The organism is Polymorphobacter sp. PAMC 29334, from assembly GCF_019431245.1.
In the GTDB taxonomy this organism is placed as follows: domain Bacteria; phylum Pseudomonadota; class Alphaproteobacteria; order Sphingomonadales; family Sphingomonadaceae; genus Polymorphobacter_B; species Polymorphobacter_B megasporae.
On sequence record NZ_CP080243.1, the window covers coordinates 2,435,375 to 2,454,702 of the forward strand.

Genomic DNA, 19,328 nt, shown 5'->3' on the forward strand with positions numbered 1-19,328 from the left:
ACGTTTGATGCTGCCGGCATCGCGTCGTACCGCGCCAAGCCGGGCCGCGCGCCTGACGCTTGCGTTGCTCGCAGGAACATCACTGAGCCATGCCGCAGTCGCGCAAGTTGCTCCGGCAACCGATGTCGCCGCGCCCGCGGACAATTTTCCGACCCCTGTTCCGAACACGTCGGGCACAGTTCGCGCGATCATCGTCAAGGGGACCGAGCGTCTCGAGCCCGAGACGGTCCGGTCGTATATCAACCTCGACGTCGGGGACGCGTATGACCGCGATCGGCTCGACAAGGCGTTGAAGGAAATTTACGCGAGCGAGTTGTTCGCCGACGCGACGATTCTAGACGACAACGGCACGCTGACGATCACCGTCAAGGAGAACCCGGTGATCAACCGCGTGCTCATCGAGGGCGCGAAGCGGGTCAAGGAAGAGAAAGTCCGCGAGGAAGTTCGCCTTGCCCCGCGCCAGATCTTCACCCGCTCGAAGGCGCGCGCCGACGTCGGCCGCATCCTCGAAGTTTATCGTCGCGGCGGGCGCTTCGCTGCCGCAGTCGAACCGAAGATCGTCCAGCTCGACCAGAACCGCGTCGATGTCGTTTTCGAGATAAGTGAAGGATCGAAGTCGAAGGTCCGGCAGATCAACATTCTCGGCAACACCAAGTTCAAGGACGGCGTGTTGCGCAACTCGATGGCGACGCGACAGGCGCGCCCGTGGCGCATCTTCGCGTCGAACGACACGTACGACCCTGACCGCTTGGCCTACGACCAGCAGAAGCTGCGTCAGTTCTACTTGACCCAGGGGTACGCCGACTTCCGCGTGGTTTCGGCGGTTGCCGAACTGACTCCCGACCGCAAGGACTTCATCGTCACTTACGTCGTCGACGAGGGCGAGCGCTACAAGTTCGGCGACCTCAAGATCGAGAGCGATATCCGCGACATCAAGGCGGAAACGTTCGAAAAATTGCTGACCGAGAAGAAGGGCGACTGGTACAACGCCCAGAAGATCGAGAATACCGTCGACACGCTGCAGGAAACTGCAGGGTTGCTTGGCTATGCATTCGCCGACATCCGGCCGCAGTTCAATCGCGACAAAGACAAGCGCGAGATGAACATCGTGTTTCAGATCGCGGAAGCACCGCGCGTCTACGTCGAGAAGATCAACATCAACGGCAACGTCCGCACCAAGGACGACGTCATTCGCCGCGAGTTCCGCTTGGCCGAAGGCGACGCGTTCAACACCTTTAAGGTCAAGCGCACCCGGGACCGACTCCAAGGTCTCGGCTTCTTCCAGGACAAGCTCGAGATCGAGCAGAAGCCCGGATCGACGCCCGACAAGGTCGTCCTCGAGGCGAACGTCCAGGAGAAGTCGACCGGCGAACTGCAGATCTCGGCGGGTTTCTCGAGCCTCGAGCGCTTCATCCTGTCGGGCTCAATCACCCAGCGCAACTTCCGCGGCAAGGCTCAGGAGCTTCGCCTTTCGGCAAATATCTCGAGCTACTCGAAGTCGATCGAGGCGGGCTTCACCGAGCCATATCTGTTCGGCCGCAACCTCGCACTCGGTTTCGACCTATTCCGTCGCGATTACAACGCGTTCAACACGCTTGCCGATAATTCACGCAACACGACCTATTCGCAGACGACGACCGGTGGCCAGCTCCGCCTCGGCTTCGCGATCACCGAGTTTTGGGCGGCGTCGCTGCGCTACGGCCTGACCTTCGACAAGGTCACGCTCGACCAGGCGACGTATTACACCAACGGCGTCTGTGACCCGCTGCTCGCTGGCCGCTACCTGTGCGATTCGCTCGGCAGCTACACGACATCGTCGGTCGGCTACAGCCTGATCTACAACAGCGTGAACAATCCGGTGAAGCCGAGCCGCGGCCAGCGCTTTGTCTTCAGCCAGGACCTCGCGGGCGTCGGCTTCGGCGTCAATTATCTTCGGACTCGGCTCAATTACGACTGGTATCATCCGTTGTTCGGCGACAGCAGCGGCTTCGTTCTCAACGTCGGCGGCGAAGGCGGCTACATCTTCGGCTACGGCGGCCAGGCTGTCCGGCTCACCGACCGCTTCTTCCTCGGTGAAGGCCAGTTGCGCGGGTTCGGTATCCGCGGTGTCGGTCCGCGCGTCGTTCGCAAGACCCTCAACGCCGATGGAAGTGTCTCGGCAGATACGACGACCTTCACCGACGACTCGATCGGTGGTGAGGCGTATTACCGCGGCCGCATCGAGATCCAGATCCCGCTAGGTGCTGCCGGTGCCGAACTCGGCCTGCGTCCGTCGATCTTTACCGACGTCGGCGCTGTCTTCAAGGTTGCCCAGCCGACGTTGATCTGTCAGCAGCCACCGGCAACGGCCAAGCAACTTCCGGCCAGCCTGAACTGCAGCGCTAATACCGGTGGGACCGGCTTCCAGGAGTTCTTCTACGGCAACTCCGCCAAACCTCGTCTGGCGGTCGGCGCGGGTGTCTCGTGGAACTCACCGTTCGGTCCGTTCCGCTTCGACCTCGCCAAGGCGTTGTTGAAACAAGAAGGCGATCAGCCCAAACTCTTCCAATTCAACGTAGGGACGCAATTCTAATGAAGATCATCTCGAAGACTGCAATTCTGCTCGCCGCGATGCTTGGTGGCACTGCGGCACTGGCGCAGGCACTCCCGCCCCCGGTCGTGATCATTGTCGACATGGATCAGGTCATCAACGGATCGGTTGCCGGCAAGCAGGCCGCTGCCGATCTCAAGACGCGTGCCGATGCCATCCAGGCGCGTCTCGCCTCGCTGCGGACCCAGTTCGGCACCGAGGGCGAAGCGCTGCAGAAGGCGCAGCCTGCGCAGACCGCTGCTCCCGCCGCGATCACCGCATGGCAGACCAAGGCGCGCGATCTGCAGTCGCGCCAGCAGGCGGCTGAGGCTGATCTCCAGAAGCGCGATCGCGACTTCCAGGCGTCGCGCCAGCTTGTGCTCAAGCAGATCAACGACGCCGCGCAGCCGGTCATCTCGACCGTGATGCGTGAGCGCAACGCGACGATCGTTCTCGCCGAAGGCGCGACGCTCCAGCATTCGGCGGCGATCGACGTCACCGCCGATGTCCTCGCGCGTCTCGACAAGGCGCTGCCGCGCGTGTCGACCGCTGCGGCCGCGAAGTAATATAGCGGTGCACGACGCCGGGCCGCCGACCGAGCTTCCGCCGCTGGAACCGGTCGGCGTCCAGGCGATAATGGGGCTGATCCCGCATCGCTTCCCGATGCTGCTCGTCGACCGAGTCGAGGACATCGTCCGCGACCGGTCGGCTCGCGGGATCAAAGCGGTGTCGATCAACGAGCCGTTTTTCGCCGGGCACTTCCCGGGACGTCCGATCATGCCCGGCGTTCTCATCGTCGAGGCGCTGGCGCAGACCGCCGGCGTCCTTGCCATCCTGTCGATGGACCTGCAGGGCAGCGGCAAGCTAGTCTATTTCATGGCGATCGAAGACGCGAAGTTTCGCGCTCCCGTGGAACCCGGTTGCCTGCTCGATCTCAACGTCGAGTTCATCCAGCGCCGCGCGACGGTCTGCAAGTTCGCCGGTCGCGCAACCGTCGGCGGCAAGGTCGTCGCCGAAGCGCGATTTACCGCGATGATCGCCGATCCGCCTGCATAGGCCTGCGTTCCTTGCCGTTCCGGTCGCGCCTTCGTAAGACGGAGCGGGGAGACACTGAGCGATGGCGACGCAGCTTGCGACGGGAACGGGGGATGTCGCTTTTCATCCGCAACGCGACCGCCTGATCATCGTCGCGTCGTCGCTCGGCACGATCTTCGAATGGTATGATTTCTTCGTCTATGGGACACTGGCAGCGCTCCTCGGGCGTTTGTTCTTTCCAAGCGACAATCCGACCGCAGGGCTCTTGCTCAGCCTTGCAACCTTCGGTGCCGGCTTTGGCGTCCGGCCGATCGGCGCGTTAATTTTCGGGGTCCTCGGCGACCGTATCGGGCGCAAGCACACTTTCCTCGCCACGATCACGCTGATGGGTATCGCGACTGCGCTCGTCGGCTTCCTGCCGACCTTCACTGAAGTAGGCATCTGGGCGCCGGCGTTGCTCGTCGGACTTCGCCTTTTGCAGGGACTGGCACTCGGCGGTGAGTATGGTGGCGCGGCGATCTACGTCGCCGAGCACGCCCCGAAAGGCCGCCGCGGCTTCTTCACGAGCTTCATTCAGGCGTCGGTCGTCGGCGGGTTTCTCCTGTCGCTGATGGTCGTTCTCGGGACGACCGCGCTCGTCGGAAAGGATGCCTTCGCAGCGTGGGGCTGGCGCATTCCGTTCATCGTCTCGCTCCCGCTGCTCGCGATATCACTCTATATCCGGCTCAAGTTGCGCGAGAGCCCGATTTTCATGGCAATGAAGGCTAAGGGCAAGACGAGCGCAAACCCTCTGCGTGAGACCTTCGGCACCCCTGGCAACGTCCGCTTGCTGTTCGTCGCGCTCTTCGGGATCGCCGCCGGGTTGACCGTAATTTGGTACACCGCGCAATTCTCGGTGCTGTATTTTCTCCACCAGACTGCTCTCGTTGACGAGACCGACGCAAAGCTGTTGTGCGGTGCCACTGCGTTGCTTTCGGCACCGTTCTTCGTACTTTCCGGACACCTGAGCGACCGCTGGGGGCGCCGGCCGATGATCATCGGCGGCTACGGCCTGACCCTGCTGTTGCTGTTTCCGCTATTCCATCTGCTTTCGAGCGCAGCGAACCCAACGCTGGCGAAGGCCTCCGCCGCCGCGCCGATCACCGTGACCGGGGTCCTTTGCCATTATGATCCTTTCGCTCACAAACAGGACACCGCGTGCGGCGAAGCGATGCAGTATTTCTCGGCGCGCGGGATCGGTTTCCACCGACACGAATCGGGAAGCTTGCCACTGCGCATTACGGTCGGGGGCACGATTGCGGTCGACCTCGACAGCGTCGGCGGGCAGTTCGACAAGGCAGCAGTCGAGGCAGCGCTCGCCAAAGCAGGTTACCCGACCAAGGACAACCCGGGGCCGCGTAACAACCTGCTCATCGTCGCCACCGGGCTGGCGCTCGGGATCCTGTCGGCGATGACTTATGGTCCCGTCGCGGCGGTACTCGTGGAGCTGTTTCCGGCGCGCATCCGCTACACCTCGATGTCGATCCCGTATCATATCGGAACGGGCTACTTCGGCGGCTTCCTGCCGCTGATCTCGCAGTTCATCATCGCCCGGACCGGCGACCCGTTCGGTGGCCTGTGGTATACGTTCGCGGTAGTTGCAGTGGCCTTCGTCGTGACGCTATTCGCGCTGCCGGAAACCAAGGATCGCGATATCTGCTAACTGCAAAACGCTGGTCGTGATCTGCGGCCACTGGCGAAATGCCATTTTTGCAGTAGGTGAACGACGTCTTCTTTCGTCAACTCGGCCACACTGTCGCCGAAATCGACGCGCCGATTGTCGCGGTAACCGTCATCTTCGCTTTCGGTATCGTTCGGTCATGTTAGGCTGCTATTCCGGGCGCCGTAATACAACGTTAGGCGAGTGAGGCGGGTGGATTGATGCGGGGGCAGGGCGCTCCCATATCCGTGTGGAGCGGTCGGGATTACGATCGTAACGTCCGCCACCGGGCGGTGTGGAGTTGAACGAATGCAGACCCTTCCCGTCCTTCCGTTACGCGACATCGTCGTGTTCCCGCAAATGATCGTCCCGCTTTTCGTCGGCCGAGATAAGTCGGTGAAGGCGCTCGAAGCCGTGATGAACGGTGGCGACAAGCAGATTTTCCTGCTCTCGCAGAAGAACCCCGGCGACGAGGATCCTGGCGAGGGTGACCTCTACGACGTCGGTACGCTTGCGACTGTCCTTCAGCTGCTGAAGTTGCCCGATGGCACCGTCAAGGTCTTGGTCGAGGGCCAGTCGCGCGCCAAACTAGGGATGCTCGACACATCAGGTGAGTATCTCGTCGGTCGCGCCGATGATGTGGAGGAGACTATAGGTGACCCAACGCTCGTCGAGGGACTTGTCCGCTCGGCGATCAAGCAGTTCGAAGCCTATGTGAAGCTCAACAAGAAGACCGCGCCCGAAATCGCGGTGCAGGTCGGTCAGATGGACGAGGCGGGACGCTTCGCCGATACGATCGCTGCGAACCTGACGCTCAAGATCGCCGACAAGCAGGCGTTGCTCAGCCAGTTCGAGGTCGTCAAGCGCCTCGAAGCCGTCTTTAGCTTCATGGAAGGCGAGATGGGCGTCCTCCAGGTCGAGAAGAAGATCCGCTCGCGCGTCAAGCGTCAGATGGAGAAGACCCAGCGCGAATATTACCTCAACGAGCAGATGAAGGCGATCCAGCGCGAACTCGGCGAGGGCGACGAGCCTAAGGACGAGACCGCCGAAATCGAGGAGAAGATCGCCCGGACCAAGCTGAGCAAGGAAGCACGCGAAAAGGTTATCGGCGAGCTTAAGAAGCTTAAGGCGATGTCGCCAATGTCCGCCGAGGCGACTGTCGTCCGCAACTATCTCGATACCGTCCTCAGCCTTCCGTGGGGCAAGAAGACCAAGGTCAAGCGCGATATCGTGGCGGCGCAGGCCGTGCTCGACGGTGACCATTATGGCCTCGAGAAGGTCAAGGACCGGATCATCGAATATCTTGCCGTGCAGGCGCGCACGAGCAAGCTGAAGGGTCCGATCCTGTGCCTCGTCGGCCCTCCGGGCGTCGGCAAAACCTCGCTCGGACGCTCGATTGCCAAGGCGACCGGTCGTGGATTCATCCGCCAGTCGCTCGGCGGAATGCGCGACGAAGCCGAAATCCGCGGCCACCGCCGGACATACATCGGATCGATGCCCGGCAAGGTGATCCAGAACCTCAAGAAGGCTGGCGCATCGAACCCGCTGTTCCTGCTCGATGAAATCGACAAGCTCGGCCAGGATTTCCGCGGCGATCCGTCGTCGGCACTGCTCGAGGTGCTCGACCCTGAGCAGAACAAGGCGTTCAACGACCATTATCTCGAGGTCGACTACGACCTGTCCGACGTGATGTTCGTGACGACGGCGAACTCACTCAACATGCCGCAGCCGCTGCTCGACCGGATGGAGATCATTCAGCTCGCGGGTTACACCGAAGACGAAAAGGTCGAGATCGCCAAGCGTCACCTGCTGTCGAAGCAGTACGACAACCATGGTCTCAAGAAGACCGAGTTTGCCGTGACCGATGGGGCGTTGCGCGACCTGATCCGGTATCACACCCGCGAGGCTGGGGTGCGGACACTCGAGCGCGAGCTGGCGAAGCTGGCGCGCAAGTCGTTGCGGCGTATCCTTGAGGGCAAGGCGACGTCGGTGACGGTCGACTCGGACAACCTCCACGAGTTTGCCGGGGTCCGGAAGTATAAGTTCGGCGTCGGTGAGATCGAGGACCAGATCGGCGCGGTCACCGGGCTTGCCTGGACCGAAGTCGGCGGTGAGTTGCTGACGATCGAGGCGGTCACTTCGCCCGGCAAGGGGACAATCAAGACGACCGGCAAGCTTGGTGACGTCATGACCGAATCAATCTCGGCGGCGCTGTCGTTCGTCAAGGCACGCTCAGTAACCTACGGCATCAAGCCGAGCCTGTTCGAGAAGAAAGAAATCCACATCCACGTTCCCGAAGGCGCGACTCCCAAGGACGGGCCAAGCGCGGGCGTGGCGATGGTCACCGCGATCGTCTCGACGCTGACGGGTATCTCGATTCGCAAGGATATCGCGATGACCGGCGAAGTCACGTTGCGCGGGCGGGTGTTGCCGATCGGCGGGCTCAAGGAGAAGCTGCTCGCGGCTTTGCGTGGCGGAATCACCACGGTCCTGATTCCGGCGGAGAACGAGAAGGATCTCGCTGAGATCCCGAAGAACGTCACCGAGGGACTACGCATTATCCCGGTGGCGCACGCCGATCAGGTGCTCGAACACGCGCTGGTTTCGCCGCTGGTGCCGATCATCTGGAATGAGGCCGACGATCTCGCCGCTCGCCCCGATCCGGCCGCCGTTGCGGCCGCTATCGGTGACGGTGTTGCTATTCGTCACTAACCGCGGGCAACCACCTATTCGAAAGAGAAACCGCGCACTCGGCGCGGTTTCTTTTTGACTAGAGGGCAGGGCTAGGGCGTAAGATCGACTGGGGGTCGGCAGGGGGCACGATGTCCGCCGGAGACTGCAACCACCATGAACAAGTATGAGCTTGTTACCTTCGTTGCTGAATCCACGGGGCTTGGACGGGTTGATTCGGGACGGGCCCTCGACGCTGCCCTCGAAGCGATCCAGGTCGCGCTGAGAGCGGGCGACGACGTCCGGCTGGTCGGCTTCGGGACGTTTCACGTCACCCACCGCAAGGCATTATCAGGCCGCAATCCGCGTACCGGGGATCCGATGTTACTCGGCGCGAGCAATCAGCCGAAGTTTACTCCCGGCAAACTGCTCAAGGCAGCGGTCAACTGACGTCGGCGAGCACTGCCGGCTTTACACCGGGCCGCCAGCCTCTTAGACGCGGTGCTCCCCGGCATGGGCGCGTAGCTCAGCGGTAGAGCACACCCTTCACACGGGTGGGGTCACAGGTTCAAACCCTGTCGCGCCCACCATGCCCCGGACCTCACTACTTTTGCAGCATGTTGCCGATCAGGCTGACGCTGAGCGCGACGACGATGATGTTGAACAGGAACGCAGCGAGCGCATGGCCGAGCGCGAGCCGCCGCATCGACTGCGAGGTGATCTGCACGTCGGACACCTGGAAGGTCATCCCGAGGACGAACGAGAAGTAGGCGAAGTCGCTGTAGTTCGGCATCGCGTCGCCGGGAAATTCTAGGCCGCCGCTATCCTGCTTTTCCCCGTCACCGCGGCCCGGCTCATCGTCGATATCGCCTGGGGCGTAAAAGCCATGGGCATAATGCAGCGCAAACAGGAGGTTGCTGAAAAGCCAAACGATCAAGAGCGTGCCGCCGGCGACGCCGAGCGCGCTGCCGTGGCCGCCGCTGACACCGACGAGTTCGACCGTCACTGCGACCAGCACGACCGCGACGATGAGCAAAGCGATCGCCAGCAGGATATGGCTGTCGGGATCATTCTCCTTGGCGCGCGCGCGCATCGTGTCGGTTTTGCTGCCCCACATCATCCGCAGCGTCAGGATGATCCAGAGCAAGGCACCGGCGTCGAAGCCGATCAGGACACTGCGTGCAGGACCGACGACCGGGCCGGTCGCGAGGGCGACGACGATCATCGCCACGACGAACAGCCAGAAGTTGAAGTAACGGATGCGACTCATCGCCGTGCTCCTGCAAGAACCAGATATTACGCCTGTACGAAGGCGGTGACGATGATGCCAAGGTTGACCGTTACGCTGATAACGCTGCCATCGCCGAACGCCAAGCCGGTGATAAGGCGCAGTGCGCGAGCGCTGGCATATCGAACGGTTGGGATTATTATAGTGAGGCGCATCTCGCGCGCGTCGAGCCGGATAATCCGCCGACGGGAACTGGGGAGACTGATATGACCTTCAAAACATTGGTGATCGCGGCAGCGATGCTCGGCACGCCTGCGCTCGTCTCGGCGCAGACGGCCAGCCAGTCGACGACAACGACGACTTCCGAACACACCAGCGAAACCAAGCCGGTGGTTGTCGTCCACCACCACGCTCGGCACCGTGCCCATCACCGGGTCGCGCACAAAACGGCTGTTACGAAGACCACCGATGCCGCCGGCAATACATCGACGACGACCACGGTCACAGCGTCGACCCCTAAATAAGAAGGAGACCACCGCTTGCCGGGCGGCGGGCGGTGGTCTCTTCGCCGCGCGCACAAGCACCCGCACAAGCCCGAACGCAGCGCGAACGCTGACTTCGGGCTGACGCGCTTCGCGCTCTACCGCGCGCTATAGTTGGTTGCGACCCAGTCGCGGTAGCTGCCGTCGATCACGCTCCGCCACCAGGCTTCGTTCGCCAGATACCAGTCGAGCGTCGCCGCGAACCCCTGCGCGAAGCTGCGCTGCGGGGCGTAGCCCAGCTCATCGCTGATCTTGCGCGCGTCGATTGCGTAGCGGCGATCGTGGCCGGGGCGATCGGCGACCGTGGTCTTGAGGCTTGCACTCGGCGCGCCCTTAGCCGCGGCGGCGTCGGGGAAGCGCGCGGCAAGCGACGGGTCGGCGGCGAAGGCGGCGTCGACCGCGGCGCAAAGCGTGTCGATCACGGTGAGGTTGGCGAGCTCCGCTCCCCCGCCGACATTATACGTCTCGCCGACCCGGCCCTTGGCGATGACGAGGTCGATGCCAAGGCAATGGTCCTCGACGTGGAGCCAGTCGCGGATCTGCTGGCCGTCGCCGTAGATTGGCAAGGCCCGGCCATGCAGCGCGTTGATCAGAAACAGCGGGATCAGCTTCTCGGGAAACTGATACGGGCCGTAATTATTCGAGCAGTTCGACGTCGTCACCTGCAGGCCGTAGGTGTGGTGGTAGGCACGAACGAGGTGGTCCGACGCCGCCTTCGTCGCCGAATATGGCGAATTGGGCGCGTACGGCGTCGATTCGCTGAACGCCGCATCATTCGCCGCCAACGTGCCATAGACTTCGTCGGTCGAGACGTGGTGAAAGCGATGCGGCGTGCCGCTGCCCTTAAGCCAGACGGTCCGCGCCGCCTTCAACAAGCTATGGGTGCCGAGGATGTTGGTGTCGACGAATGCGTCGGGGCCGTGGATCGAGCGGTCGACGTGGCTTTCGGCGGCGAAGTGGACAAGCGTGTCGATGTCCCGTTCGCGCAGCAGCCCTTCGACGAGCGACTCGTCGCGGATATCGCCGGAGACGAAATCGACATCGACCCCGGCGAGACTCGCGCGGTTACCAGCATAGGTCAGCGCATCAAGGACGACGACGGTATCGCCGGGGTGACGGTCGCGCCAGTAATGGACGAAGTTCGCCCCGATGAAGCCGGCCCCGCCGGTGACGAGCAGCTTCATGTCGGGTCCTTCATCGCCGCGAGGCAGTCGCGCAGTTCGGCGCGCCAGTGCCGCGCCGGCCCCGTGATCGCCCATGTTGTCGTCTTGTCGAGCACCCCGAACGCCGGGCGGCGCGCGGGGGTCGGATAATCCTCGGTCCGGATCGGCAGCACCGCGACCGGCGTCGTCAGCAGCCCGAGCGCCAGCGCCTCGTCGTGGATTGCGACCGCAAAGTCGTACCAAGACGCGACGCCCGCGTCGGTCGCGTGGAAGGTGCCGGTGTGACCGCCGGCGATCAGCGTCCACAGTGTCCGCGCGAGCGTCGGGACGTGTGTCGGCGTCCCGATCTGATCGGCGACCACGCGGATTTCGGGGCGGTCGCGCATCAGGCGCAGCATCGTCGCGACGAAGTTGTTGCCGACCGCAGCATAGATCCAAGCCGTCCGCACGATCAGCGGGCTCGCGTGGAACTCGGTTGCCGCAAGTTCGCCATCGAGCTTGGTCCGGCCGTACACACCGAGCGGGTTCGGCGCAGCGTCGGGCGAGTAGGGGCGGTGCGCGGTGCCGTCGAAGACGAAGTCGGTCGAGACGTGCGCAAAGCCTGCCCCGGCGATCCGCGCGGCGGCGGCGAGCGTCCCGACCGCATTGACGTTGACCCGGCGCGCGGCGGCTTCGTCGGCCTCGGCCTTGTCGACGGCGGTATAGGCTGCGGCGTTAATGATGACATCGGGGCGAGCCTCGGCGACGACGGCGCGAACCGCCTCGGCATCGGTGATGTCGAAGCCGGCTTCGGGCGGGGCGATGACGGTGACCCCGGCGGGCGCGGTCGCCTGAAGAGCGCGACCGAGTTGCCCGCCCGATCCGGCGATCAGTGCTCTCATGCGAACACCTCGGCAGCGGCGAAGCTCGATGCAACGGCGTCCTTCGCCGACAGCAACGGGGTTATCCCGTCGAGCCGCCAGTCGATCGCGAGATCGGGGTCGTCCCAGCGGATCGCGCGCTCGTCGGGCGGGGAGTAGAGCGTCGTGCACTTGTAGAGGAAGTCGGCGGTGTCGCTGAGGACGACGAAGCCGTGACCGAAGCCCGGAGGCACCCACAGCATCGACTTGTTCTCCGCCGACAGTTCGTAGCCGACCCAGCGCCCGAAATCGGGGCTGGACCGGCGCAGGTCGACGGCGACGTCGAACACCCGCGCGATCGTCACGCGGACGAGTTTCCCCTGCGGATTGTCGAGCTGATAATGCAGACCGCGCAACACGCCCTTGGCCGACCGGCTGTGGTTGTCCTGGACGAACTCGAGATCGAGACCGGCGTCGGCGAAAGTCTTCGCGTTCCAGCTTTCGAGGAAGAAGCCGCGGTCGTCGCCGAAGACGCGCGGCTCGATCAGCTTGACGCCGGGCAGGGGGGTGTCGACGACCTTCATGCAGCGGTCTTCAGCTGGTCGAGCAGATATTCGCCGTAGCCGCTCTTGCGCAGCGGCTCGGCAATCCGGGCGAGTTGCTCGGCGTCGATGAAGCCCTGCCGCCACGCGATTTCCTCGGGACAGCAGATCTTGAGCCCCTGGCGCTCCTCGACGATCCGGACGTACAGGCCGGCGTCGAGGAGCGAACCGTGCGTGCCGGTGTCGAGCCACGCGAAGCCGCGCCCCATCAGTTCGACCGCGAGCTTGCCGTCGTCGAGATAGGCGCGGTTGAGATCGGTGATCTCGAGCTCACCGCGCGGCGACGGGCGGATGTCGCGCGCCCGGGCGACCGCGGTGCCGTCGTAGAAATACAGCCCGGTCACCGCATAATTCGATTTCGGTGCGACCGGCTTTTCCTCGATCGTCGCCGCGCGACCCTCCGCGTCGAACGAGACGACGCCGTACGCCGCCGGGTCCTTGACGTAATAGCCGAACACCGTCGCACCGTCGGTCCGCGCGTCGGCGGCGTGGAGCAGTTCGGGCAGGCCGTGGCCGTAGAAGATGTTGTCGCCGAGGATTAACGTCGACGGCTCGTCACCAATAAACTCGGCACCGATATGATACGCCTGCGCCAAGCCCTTCGGCTCCGGCTGGACCGCATAGGCGATCGTCATGCCCCAGTCGGAGCCGTCGCCGAGCAGGTGGCGGAACGCGGTAGCGTCGCCGGGGGTGGTGATGATCAGCACCTCGCGAATGCCGGCGAGCATCAGCACCGATAGCGGATAATAGATCATCGGCTTGTCGTAGACCGGCATGAGCTGCTTGCTGACCGGCTTGGTCAACGGATACAGCCGCGTCCCCGAACCGCCAGCCAGTATGATTCCACGTCGCGCCACGTCGTCTCCTATGTTCGCCGCAGGGCCAGCCGCCGAACGAGACCGGCGAAGGCGCGCGCATGCTGTACGACCGAAGCCTGCCGCGCCGCCGCGAGCAGCCGGACGCCGCGGTAACGGGGCACCGGGCGGCCCGCAACCCTCACCGCAGCGAGCCGGGCGATCAGCTCGCGCTTCCGCCGCGCCTGCGACGGCTGCATCCGGACGATTTCGCCGGGATCGAGCGGCTCGGTGACGATCGCACCGGCATCGACGGCGGCGCGGACCAGCGCCTCGCCGAACGCGGTGCGGGTCATCACAAGGCTTCGCCCCGCCTGCTCGGCAAAGCTGGGATAGCCTTTTTCGTCGCCGTACCAAGCATCGGCGCAGGCGACGTCGGCCGCGCCGCCGACCGCGTCGGGGCAGATCTTGCAGCGGAACTGGACTTCCTTCGACAGGATTTTGCCCCAGCTGTCGTGATAGCTGATGCTCCGTGTCGTGCCATCGGTGAGCGTCGCGGTGGCATTGCCGGGCCAGCCGTCGCCGCGGTAGCGGAAGGCGGTGACCTCGTTTTCGGGCGCGTCGATCGCTTTGAGGATGCGCCGCGCCCCATCGCCGCTCGGCACGCCGGCGCAGAAGAACGCGAGCATCAGCGGCACCTTGGCATTTACGCGCGGGTCGATCCGGGCGAGTGCGCGCAGCGCCGAGACGTCGCACGGCTTGCCAACGAAGGCGAAGCGCCCGGGGGCATCCAGCAGCGCCACAGTCCCCGCGAGCGGCGATGAGCTGGCGTAGCGCGATCCCGCTGCGGCGAAGACCTCGCTCGCGGTGCGACCGGTGACGGTGACGTTGGCGAGCGGCCGGTGCGCGTCCATCCCGGTCTCGACGACATAGTCGACCATGCCGGTCGCGAGGGCGTGGACGAGAAGCGCCGAGATGACACCGCCCGACGATGCCTGGTGGCGGAGCGCGGCGTCGGTCGCGTAGCCGGTTGCGGTCGTGAACCAAGGTCCCCACAAGGCGTCGTAGTGCGGCGCGGCGGGGCGGTTGTCGATGACCAGCGCGGGGCAGGCGGCGGCAATCGCGGCTTCGGCTGGTGCGGCGATGTCGGCGATCTGACGCGGGCGGGTGAAGCCGGGGGCGACGGTGGTAAGCTCGATCGCGCCGTCGGCGAGGCTCGCGCACAGGCCGCAGCCGGTGCACAACTGGCCGCGCGCAACGCGGTCGAGTGCGGGGGAGGGGATCACGCGGCGGGCTTGCGGAAAAGATTAATCCTAAGCACGAAATGGACGACCGCGATCGCGATCAGGTTGCGGCCGATGATCGCCGCGGCCGTCGCCGCCGCCGCGCCCGCCGCGCCGTAGAGCGGGGTCAGCCACAGCGCGAAGCCGACACAGAGAACGACCGCGCTTCCGGCATAGACCAGCACCCAGCGCTGGTTGCCCGTCATCACGAGGATGACCCCGAGCGGCCCAGAGGCAAGGCGGACAAGCTGCCCGACACCGAGGATCTGCAATGCCAGCGCACCGCCGACGAAGCGCGGGCCGAAGATGCCGAGGAGGAACCCGGGGGCGGCGAAGATCACGATGAACAGCGGGGCGGCGAGGACAAGGACGAGGCCGACCATCCGCCGCGCGGTCCGCGCAATGCCATCGGTGTCGCCGATGCGGGCGGCGGCGGCGATGCGCGGGCCGATGATCACCTCCATGGCGAGCTGGACGAGGCCGGCGAGCATGACGAACTGCCACGCCGCGCGATACTGTCCGACGACCTCGACCGGCCAGTGGGCTCCGAGCGATACCGTGGTGTACCATTCGGTGAACAGCTGGCTGAGGTTCGATAGCAGGATCGGCAGGCCGGCGACGATCAGCGGCACGACTGCGAGCGGGACCGGCGCGGCCCAGCCGTGCGACATCCGGCGGAACGCGACCCACCCGATTGTCGATCCGGCGAGGACCCCGGTCAGGTAAAGTCCGGCGGGGAGCAATATGCTCTGCGCGATCCCGGCGGCGATGCCGACCGCGAGGCCGACCGCAGCGAGCGTCGTCCCGGCCGGACCGTCGATGACTTGCGACAGCATCACGTTGCCAGACGCGCGCAATGCCGCCGACGCGATCCGCTGGAGGGTCAGCGGCACGACCGCCCAGATCATGATGCCGAGCATCGTCGCCATCTCGGGCTGGTGGAGAATGTGCGTCGCGAGCGGCTGGCGGAAGACGTACAGCGTCGCGGCGACCAATGGCCCGGCGATTGCGACCGCCGTTGCGACGGTTTTGACGACGCCGCGCGCGTCGCCTGTCTTATGCTCGGCAAGATCACCGGCAACCGACCGGACGACGATCGTGTCGAGCCCGGCGAGGACACAGTATGACGTGATCGTCAGCGTCGTCAGCGCGATACCGAACTCGCCGCTTCCTGCCGGACCGAAGTGGCGCGCGATCAGCCAGTTCAAGCCGAAGCTCGCGACCGCACCCCACAGCTTCAGGCCGAACGCGAGCACCGACTGGCCGCCAAGCCGATTGGCGGCAAAGTGGGGCATCAAGTGCCGGATGGGCCGGGCAAGGTCCAAAACGACACTCCGCGTTGGCGGGGATGGTTGCCCCGCCATGGGCTGATTAAGACGCCGGCGCGGGTGCCGGGGCGGCGGGAACCGACCCGGTGCCGGTGACCGGGGCTGCTACGGCCTTGGGTGCCGGCGGCGGACCATAGCCGGCAGCGTACTTGATCTTCGGATCCGACGCCTTCTTGAAGGTCGCGAGGTTGTCGACAAGCGCCTTCTGGATGTTCTCGCGCTGGAGGACCTGCTGCGCGAAGGTGATGGCGGGCTCGCCGGTGAACGGCTGGACCTTCACGTCGGTGACCTTGTTGACGTACATGATCGGTGCCGGTGCGCCCTGCGGCTGGTCGGCGAACATGAAGACTTCGTTCGGGTTGCGGGCGAGGATCTTGCCGATTTCGGCGACGAGGGCGGGGTTGACCTGGAGCGCATCGATCCCGGCGTTGTTGCGGCGGAATTCGATCTTGTTCTTGGTCAGCACGTCGGCGACATCGCTCATCGTCTTGGCGGGCTCGAGCCCGATCGACGCAATGTTGGCGGGACGCAGGAACTGGATCTGGTCGATCGTGTAGAGCTTGCGCTGACCGAACTGGTCAGGGTGCGCTTCGATATACTTCTCGGCGGCTTCGCGCGTCGGGACCGGCACCTTTTTCGCGATGTCGCTCTGCAGCGCCTGGACGAGCAAGCCGTCGTCGACGCGACGCTGCGCGAGAATGAAGTTCGGGTTCTTGTCGAGCTGGCGCTCGCGGGCGACGTCGGCGAGCATCTTGCGCTCGATGACGCGCGCAAGGACGACCTGCTCGACGGTCTTGCGGGGAACGTCGGCGGGCGGACGGGCGAGCGAGAGTTCCGAGTTCAGCTCGTGGATCGTGATGTCGTCACCATTGACCGTCGCGACGACCTGGCCCTTGGGCGTTTCGCCGCCGCGGTTACAGCCCGCAACGAGCGCAACGATCGCCAAACTTGCCGCAATCCGCGTTTTTCCGCTCATCGACATCCTCAACCCCTCGAAATGGTTTTCATTTGCAGCCCTAGCAGGGCGCGCAACAGGACCAATGCCTTTTTCGGCTGCAAGCGCAAGAGTCGCCGTGCGATCTGGCCAAGCGCGAGCACCCAGTGGAGCGGGAGCAGCCACAATGCTCGCCGTCGGATAAAGCCGAGCCGCGACCTCAGCAGATAATAGTCCGATGCGTCGCTCCGCCGTCCCTTGACCGCGCTCGACCCGATCGATCCGCCCTCCTTATGGTAGACGACTGCGCCATGGGCGAAGGCGATCGCGAAGCGGCCGGCGTTGCGCGCCGCCCAGTCAATCTCCTCGAAGTAGAGGAAATAATCCTCGGTCATCGGCCCGACGGTTTCGAAAAAAGCGCGTGAAACCCCGAGCGACGCGCCGAGGACGAAATCGGTTTCGCGCGCAACCTTCGCCGGATCGAACGGCATCGACCCCGGCTGGCCCTCGCCGATGCCCCGCGATTGCCCGGTGAACAGGTTGAAGCGGCTGCCGTTGAGCGCCTGAACAACATCGGGGCGATGATAATAGCGGACGATCGTGCCGCACATGCCGATCTTGTGCGTTGCCTCCATCCGGGCGAGCAGCGCCATCGCCGCATCAGGCTCGACGACAGTATCGTTATTGAGCAGCCAGACGTGCCGAATCGAGGAGGCGCGAAACAGGAACCGCAGTCCGACATTGTTGCCGCCGGCAAAGCCGAGATTGCCGCCCGCGTCGATCAGCGTGATGGTCGAGGTGTCGGGGGTCGCCGCAGCAGCCGCCTCGGCGTCGAGGCGGCGCAAAACGATCGGCTTGGGCCATCCCGGCTGCGACATGTCGGCAAACACCGGGGACAGCGCCTTCGCGGGGGTCGCGCCTGCCGCCCACTCGGCGATGCGGTCGGACGACCCGTCGCTCGACGCATTGTCGACCACGACGATCCGGAGCGGGATCGTCGACCGGAGTAATGTTTCGAGGCACTCGATCGTATCGGACCAACGGTTCCAGTTGACCAGAACGACACCGAGCCGCGGGAAGGGGCCGTCGATCATGCCGAAACCCAACGTCCGGCGCCCAATGCCAGCGGCAGACAATTCCCGACACTGATCACGCAGAATGGGCCAGCGTCGGTCATGTCATCCTATCGATGCGTCGCCGCAACGCTCTAGTCGGGGCTATGGTGCACTGCAATAGGGCGACGCCAGCCGATCTCTTAGACGTCGAGCCGCGCCAGCGACGCCGACATCAACAATAGCGAGGCAACCCCCGGAAAACGATAACGGAACCGCGTCTCGGGGCCGACGACCTCACTCTCGAGAAGTTCATGCGCGGTCGCAAGTTTGCGCAGTTCGCTTTCGATTGCCGCCGGACTGGGGCCGCCCGGCATCTCGGCCGCGACATCCGCGGCGACGAACCAGCCGTCGGAATACGTTCCGGCTTCGGCCGCCGCGACGAGCAGCGGCCACTGCGCACGCGCCTCTTCGCGGGCGAGCAGCGATTGGATGCGGCGGGGAAGCGTCGCGTTCCATTCAGTCAGGACGCGCTCGACCGCGAGCTTGGCGTGCGCCGGATCGATCTGCGTGCGACGCTGGTCGAGCGCGGCGATCCCGGCGCGATGGCCGAGCAGCCGGACGAGATACGGCGATCCGTTCGCCATCGTCGAAATCATCTGAACGGCGGCATCGGTGAAATAAAGCCCTGCCGCATCCTGCCCGAGGTGAAGGATCTCGGCGACCTCGCCGAGATTGAGCGGACGCATCGGCAGGCCGATGATGTTACGGCGGATCGACGGCGCGAAGCCAATCAGCTCATCGAGGTTCGACGCGACGCCGGTCACGACGAGCTGCACCCGCGCTGCCCGATCCGAGAGGTTCTTGATCAGTTCGGCAACATCCCGGCGGAAGTGCGGATCGGCGATCCGGTCGTACTCGTCGAGGATCAAAATGACCCGTGTACCGACGACATCGGAGAATAGGTCGCTGACTTCGCGCGGGCCGAACGGGCCCGCGGGCAGCAGGCTGTCGAAATTCAGAGCCTGCTCGACCTCGACCGTCGTCGGCAGAACGCTGCGATGGTAAAGCATCGGGATCTTCGCGGCGAACGCCCGAAAAATCTCGTCGAAGCGCCCGTCGGTCCCGCAGCTGCCGTACAGGACGATATAGCGCGCCTCGCGTGCGGTGTCGGCAAAGACGTGCGCGAGGCTGGTTTTGCCGATGCCGCGCTCGCCGTACACGACAACATGAACGCGCTGCTGCTCAATCGCCGCGATCAGCTGGGTCAGCGCATCGTGGCGGCCTGAGAAGCGGTCGCGTGTGGTCACCGGCTGCGATGCGCCGAGCGTATCGCGCAGTGCGAGCCGCGCCCGGGCAAGCGTGGGCTCCTCGCCGACACCCTCGACGTCGTCGGATGCCATGGCGGAGAACCGCGGGAGGTCTGACTCGCGGACCGGCGCCGCATCGTCGAGCCATAAAGCGTCGAGGAAGGCTGGACGCTGACGTGCTGCCGCGTCGGCAAAAGCAGCGGACGATAGTTCCGCTTCAGGCGCCGCGCCGCGCGTCCAGCGTTTAAAAAGAGTTGCCATGTCCGTCTTAACTCCCGCG

At 64.6% G+C, this 19,328-nt stretch carries 17 protein-coding genes and 1 tRNA gene; 8 read left to right on the forward strand and 10 right to left on the reverse strand.

Annotation, left to right across the window (positions count from 1 at the left end; all coding sequences use genetic code 11):
* Window positions 1-7 precede the first annotated feature (7 nt).
* The 7 genes from bamA (at window position 8) to KZX46_RS15315 (ending at window position 8,563) form a co-directional block, all read left to right on the forward strand.
* A complete protein-coding gene (gene bamA / locus KZX46_RS15285; protein WP_219774696.1) occupies window positions 8-2,572 on the forward strand; it encodes an outer membrane protein assembly factor BamA in 2,565 nt (854 codons plus the stop codon).
* A complete protein-coding gene (locus KZX46_RS15290; protein WP_216707656.1) occupies window positions 2,572-3,135 on the forward strand; it encodes an OmpH family outer membrane protein in 564 nt (187 codons plus the stop codon). Before bamA ends, KZX46_RS15290 begins: the two co-directional genes overlap by 1 nt.
* A 70-nt stretch (window positions 3,136-3,205) precedes the next feature.
* A complete protein-coding gene (gene fabZ / locus KZX46_RS15295; RefSeq protein ID WP_226896293.1) occupies window positions 3,206-3,625 on the forward strand; it encodes a 3-hydroxyacyl-ACP dehydratase FabZ in 420 nt (139 codons plus the stop codon).
* 61 nt (window positions 3,626-3,686) lie between these two features.
* Window positions 3,687-5,306, forward strand: a complete 1,620-nt coding sequence (locus KZX46_RS15300; protein ID WP_219774698.1) for an MFS transporter — start codon at window positions 3,687-3,689, stop codon at window positions 5,304-5,306.
* A 306-nt stretch (window positions 5,307-5,612) separates the two neighbouring features.
* Window positions 5,613-8,015, forward strand: coding sequence for an endopeptidase La (gene lon / locus KZX46_RS15305; protein WP_219774699.1), 2,403 nt, complete (start codon window positions 5,613-5,615; stop codon window positions 8,013-8,015).
* Window positions 8,016-8,150: 135 nt separating this feature from the next.
* Window positions 8,151-8,423, forward strand: a complete 273-nt coding sequence (locus tag KZX46_RS15310) for an HU family DNA-binding protein (RefSeq protein ID WP_219774700.1) — start codon at window positions 8,151-8,153, stop codon at window positions 8,421-8,423.
* 65 nt (window positions 8,424-8,488) lie between these two features.
* A tRNA-Val gene (locus KZX46_RS15315) sits at window positions 8,489-8,563 on the forward strand.
* A 14-nt stretch (window positions 8,564-8,577) separates the two neighbouring features.
* Here KZX46_RS15315 and KZX46_RS15320 read toward each other — a convergent pair.
* Complete coding sequence (locus tag KZX46_RS15320; protein ID WP_216707661.1) at window positions 8,578-9,243, reverse strand: DUF1345 domain-containing protein; 666 nt, start codon at window positions 9,241-9,243, stop codon at window positions 8,578-8,580.
* 224 nt (window positions 9,244-9,467) lie between these two features.
* Between KZX46_RS15320 and KZX46_RS15325 the strand changes: the two genes are divergently transcribed.
* Window positions 9,468-9,725 (forward strand): hypothetical protein, encoded by a 258-nt coding sequence (locus KZX46_RS15325; protein ID WP_219774701.1) that lies wholly within the window; start codon window positions 9,468-9,470, stop codon window positions 9,723-9,725.
* Window positions 9,726-9,841: 116 nt separating this feature from the next.
* Here KZX46_RS15325 and rfbB read toward each other — a convergent pair whose 3' ends face one another.
* The 9 genes from rfbB to KZX46_RS15370 form a co-directional block, all read right to left on the reverse strand.
* On the reverse strand, window positions 9,842-10,927 hold the full coding sequence (gene rfbB, locus KZX46_RS15330) for a dTDP-glucose 4,6-dehydratase (RefSeq protein WP_219774702.1): 1,086 nt from the start codon (window positions 10,925-10,927) through the stop codon (window positions 9,842-9,844).
* Window positions 10,924-11,787 (reverse strand): dTDP-4-dehydrorhamnose reductase, encoded by an 864-nt coding sequence (rfbD, locus tag KZX46_RS15335; RefSeq protein WP_219774703.1) that lies wholly within the window; start codon window positions 11,785-11,787, stop codon window positions 10,924-10,926. Before rfbD ends, rfbB begins: the two co-directional genes overlap by 4 nt.
* Entirely contained in the window at window positions 11,784-12,329 is a 546-nt protein-coding gene (gene rfbC, locus KZX46_RS15340) for a dTDP-4-dehydrorhamnose 3,5-epimerase (protein ID WP_219774704.1), read from the reverse strand. Before rfbC ends, rfbD begins: the two co-directional genes overlap by 4 nt.
* Window positions 12,326-13,204: a glucose-1-phosphate thymidylyltransferase RfbA gene (rfbA, locus tag KZX46_RS15345; RefSeq protein WP_226895990.1), complete on the reverse strand. Its 879-nt coding sequence runs from the start codon at window positions 13,202-13,204 to the stop codon at window positions 12,326-12,328. Before rfbA ends, rfbC begins: the two co-directional genes overlap by 4 nt.
* Window positions 13,205-13,212: 8 nt before the next feature.
* Window positions 13,213-14,427, reverse strand: a complete 1,215-nt coding sequence (locus tag KZX46_RS15350; RefSeq protein ID WP_226895991.1) for a Coenzyme F420 hydrogenase/dehydrogenase, beta subunit C-terminal domain — start codon at window positions 14,425-14,427, stop codon at window positions 13,213-13,215.
* Entirely contained in the window at window positions 14,424-15,719 is a 1,296-nt protein-coding gene (locus KZX46_RS15355) for a lipopolysaccharide biosynthesis protein (protein WP_219774705.1), read from the reverse strand. Before KZX46_RS15355 ends, KZX46_RS15350 begins: the two co-directional genes overlap by 4 nt.
* Before the next feature lie 76 nt (window positions 15,720-15,795).
* Complete coding sequence (locus tag KZX46_RS15360) at window positions 15,796-16,728, reverse strand: hypothetical protein (RefSeq protein ID WP_216707667.1); 933 nt, start codon at window positions 16,726-16,728, stop codon at window positions 15,796-15,798.
* Window positions 16,729-16,736: 8 nt separating this feature from the next.
* Window positions 16,737-17,780: a glycosyltransferase family 2 protein gene (locus KZX46_RS15365; protein ID WP_219774706.1), complete on the reverse strand. Its 1,044-nt coding sequence runs from the start codon at window positions 17,778-17,780 to the stop codon at window positions 16,737-16,739.
* 161 nt (window positions 17,781-17,941) lie between these two features.
* Window positions 17,942-19,309 (reverse strand): ATP-binding protein, encoded by a 1,368-nt coding sequence (locus KZX46_RS15370; protein ID WP_219774707.1) that lies wholly within the window; start codon window positions 19,307-19,309, stop codon window positions 17,942-17,944.
* Window positions 19,310-19,328: the final 19 nt, after the last annotated feature.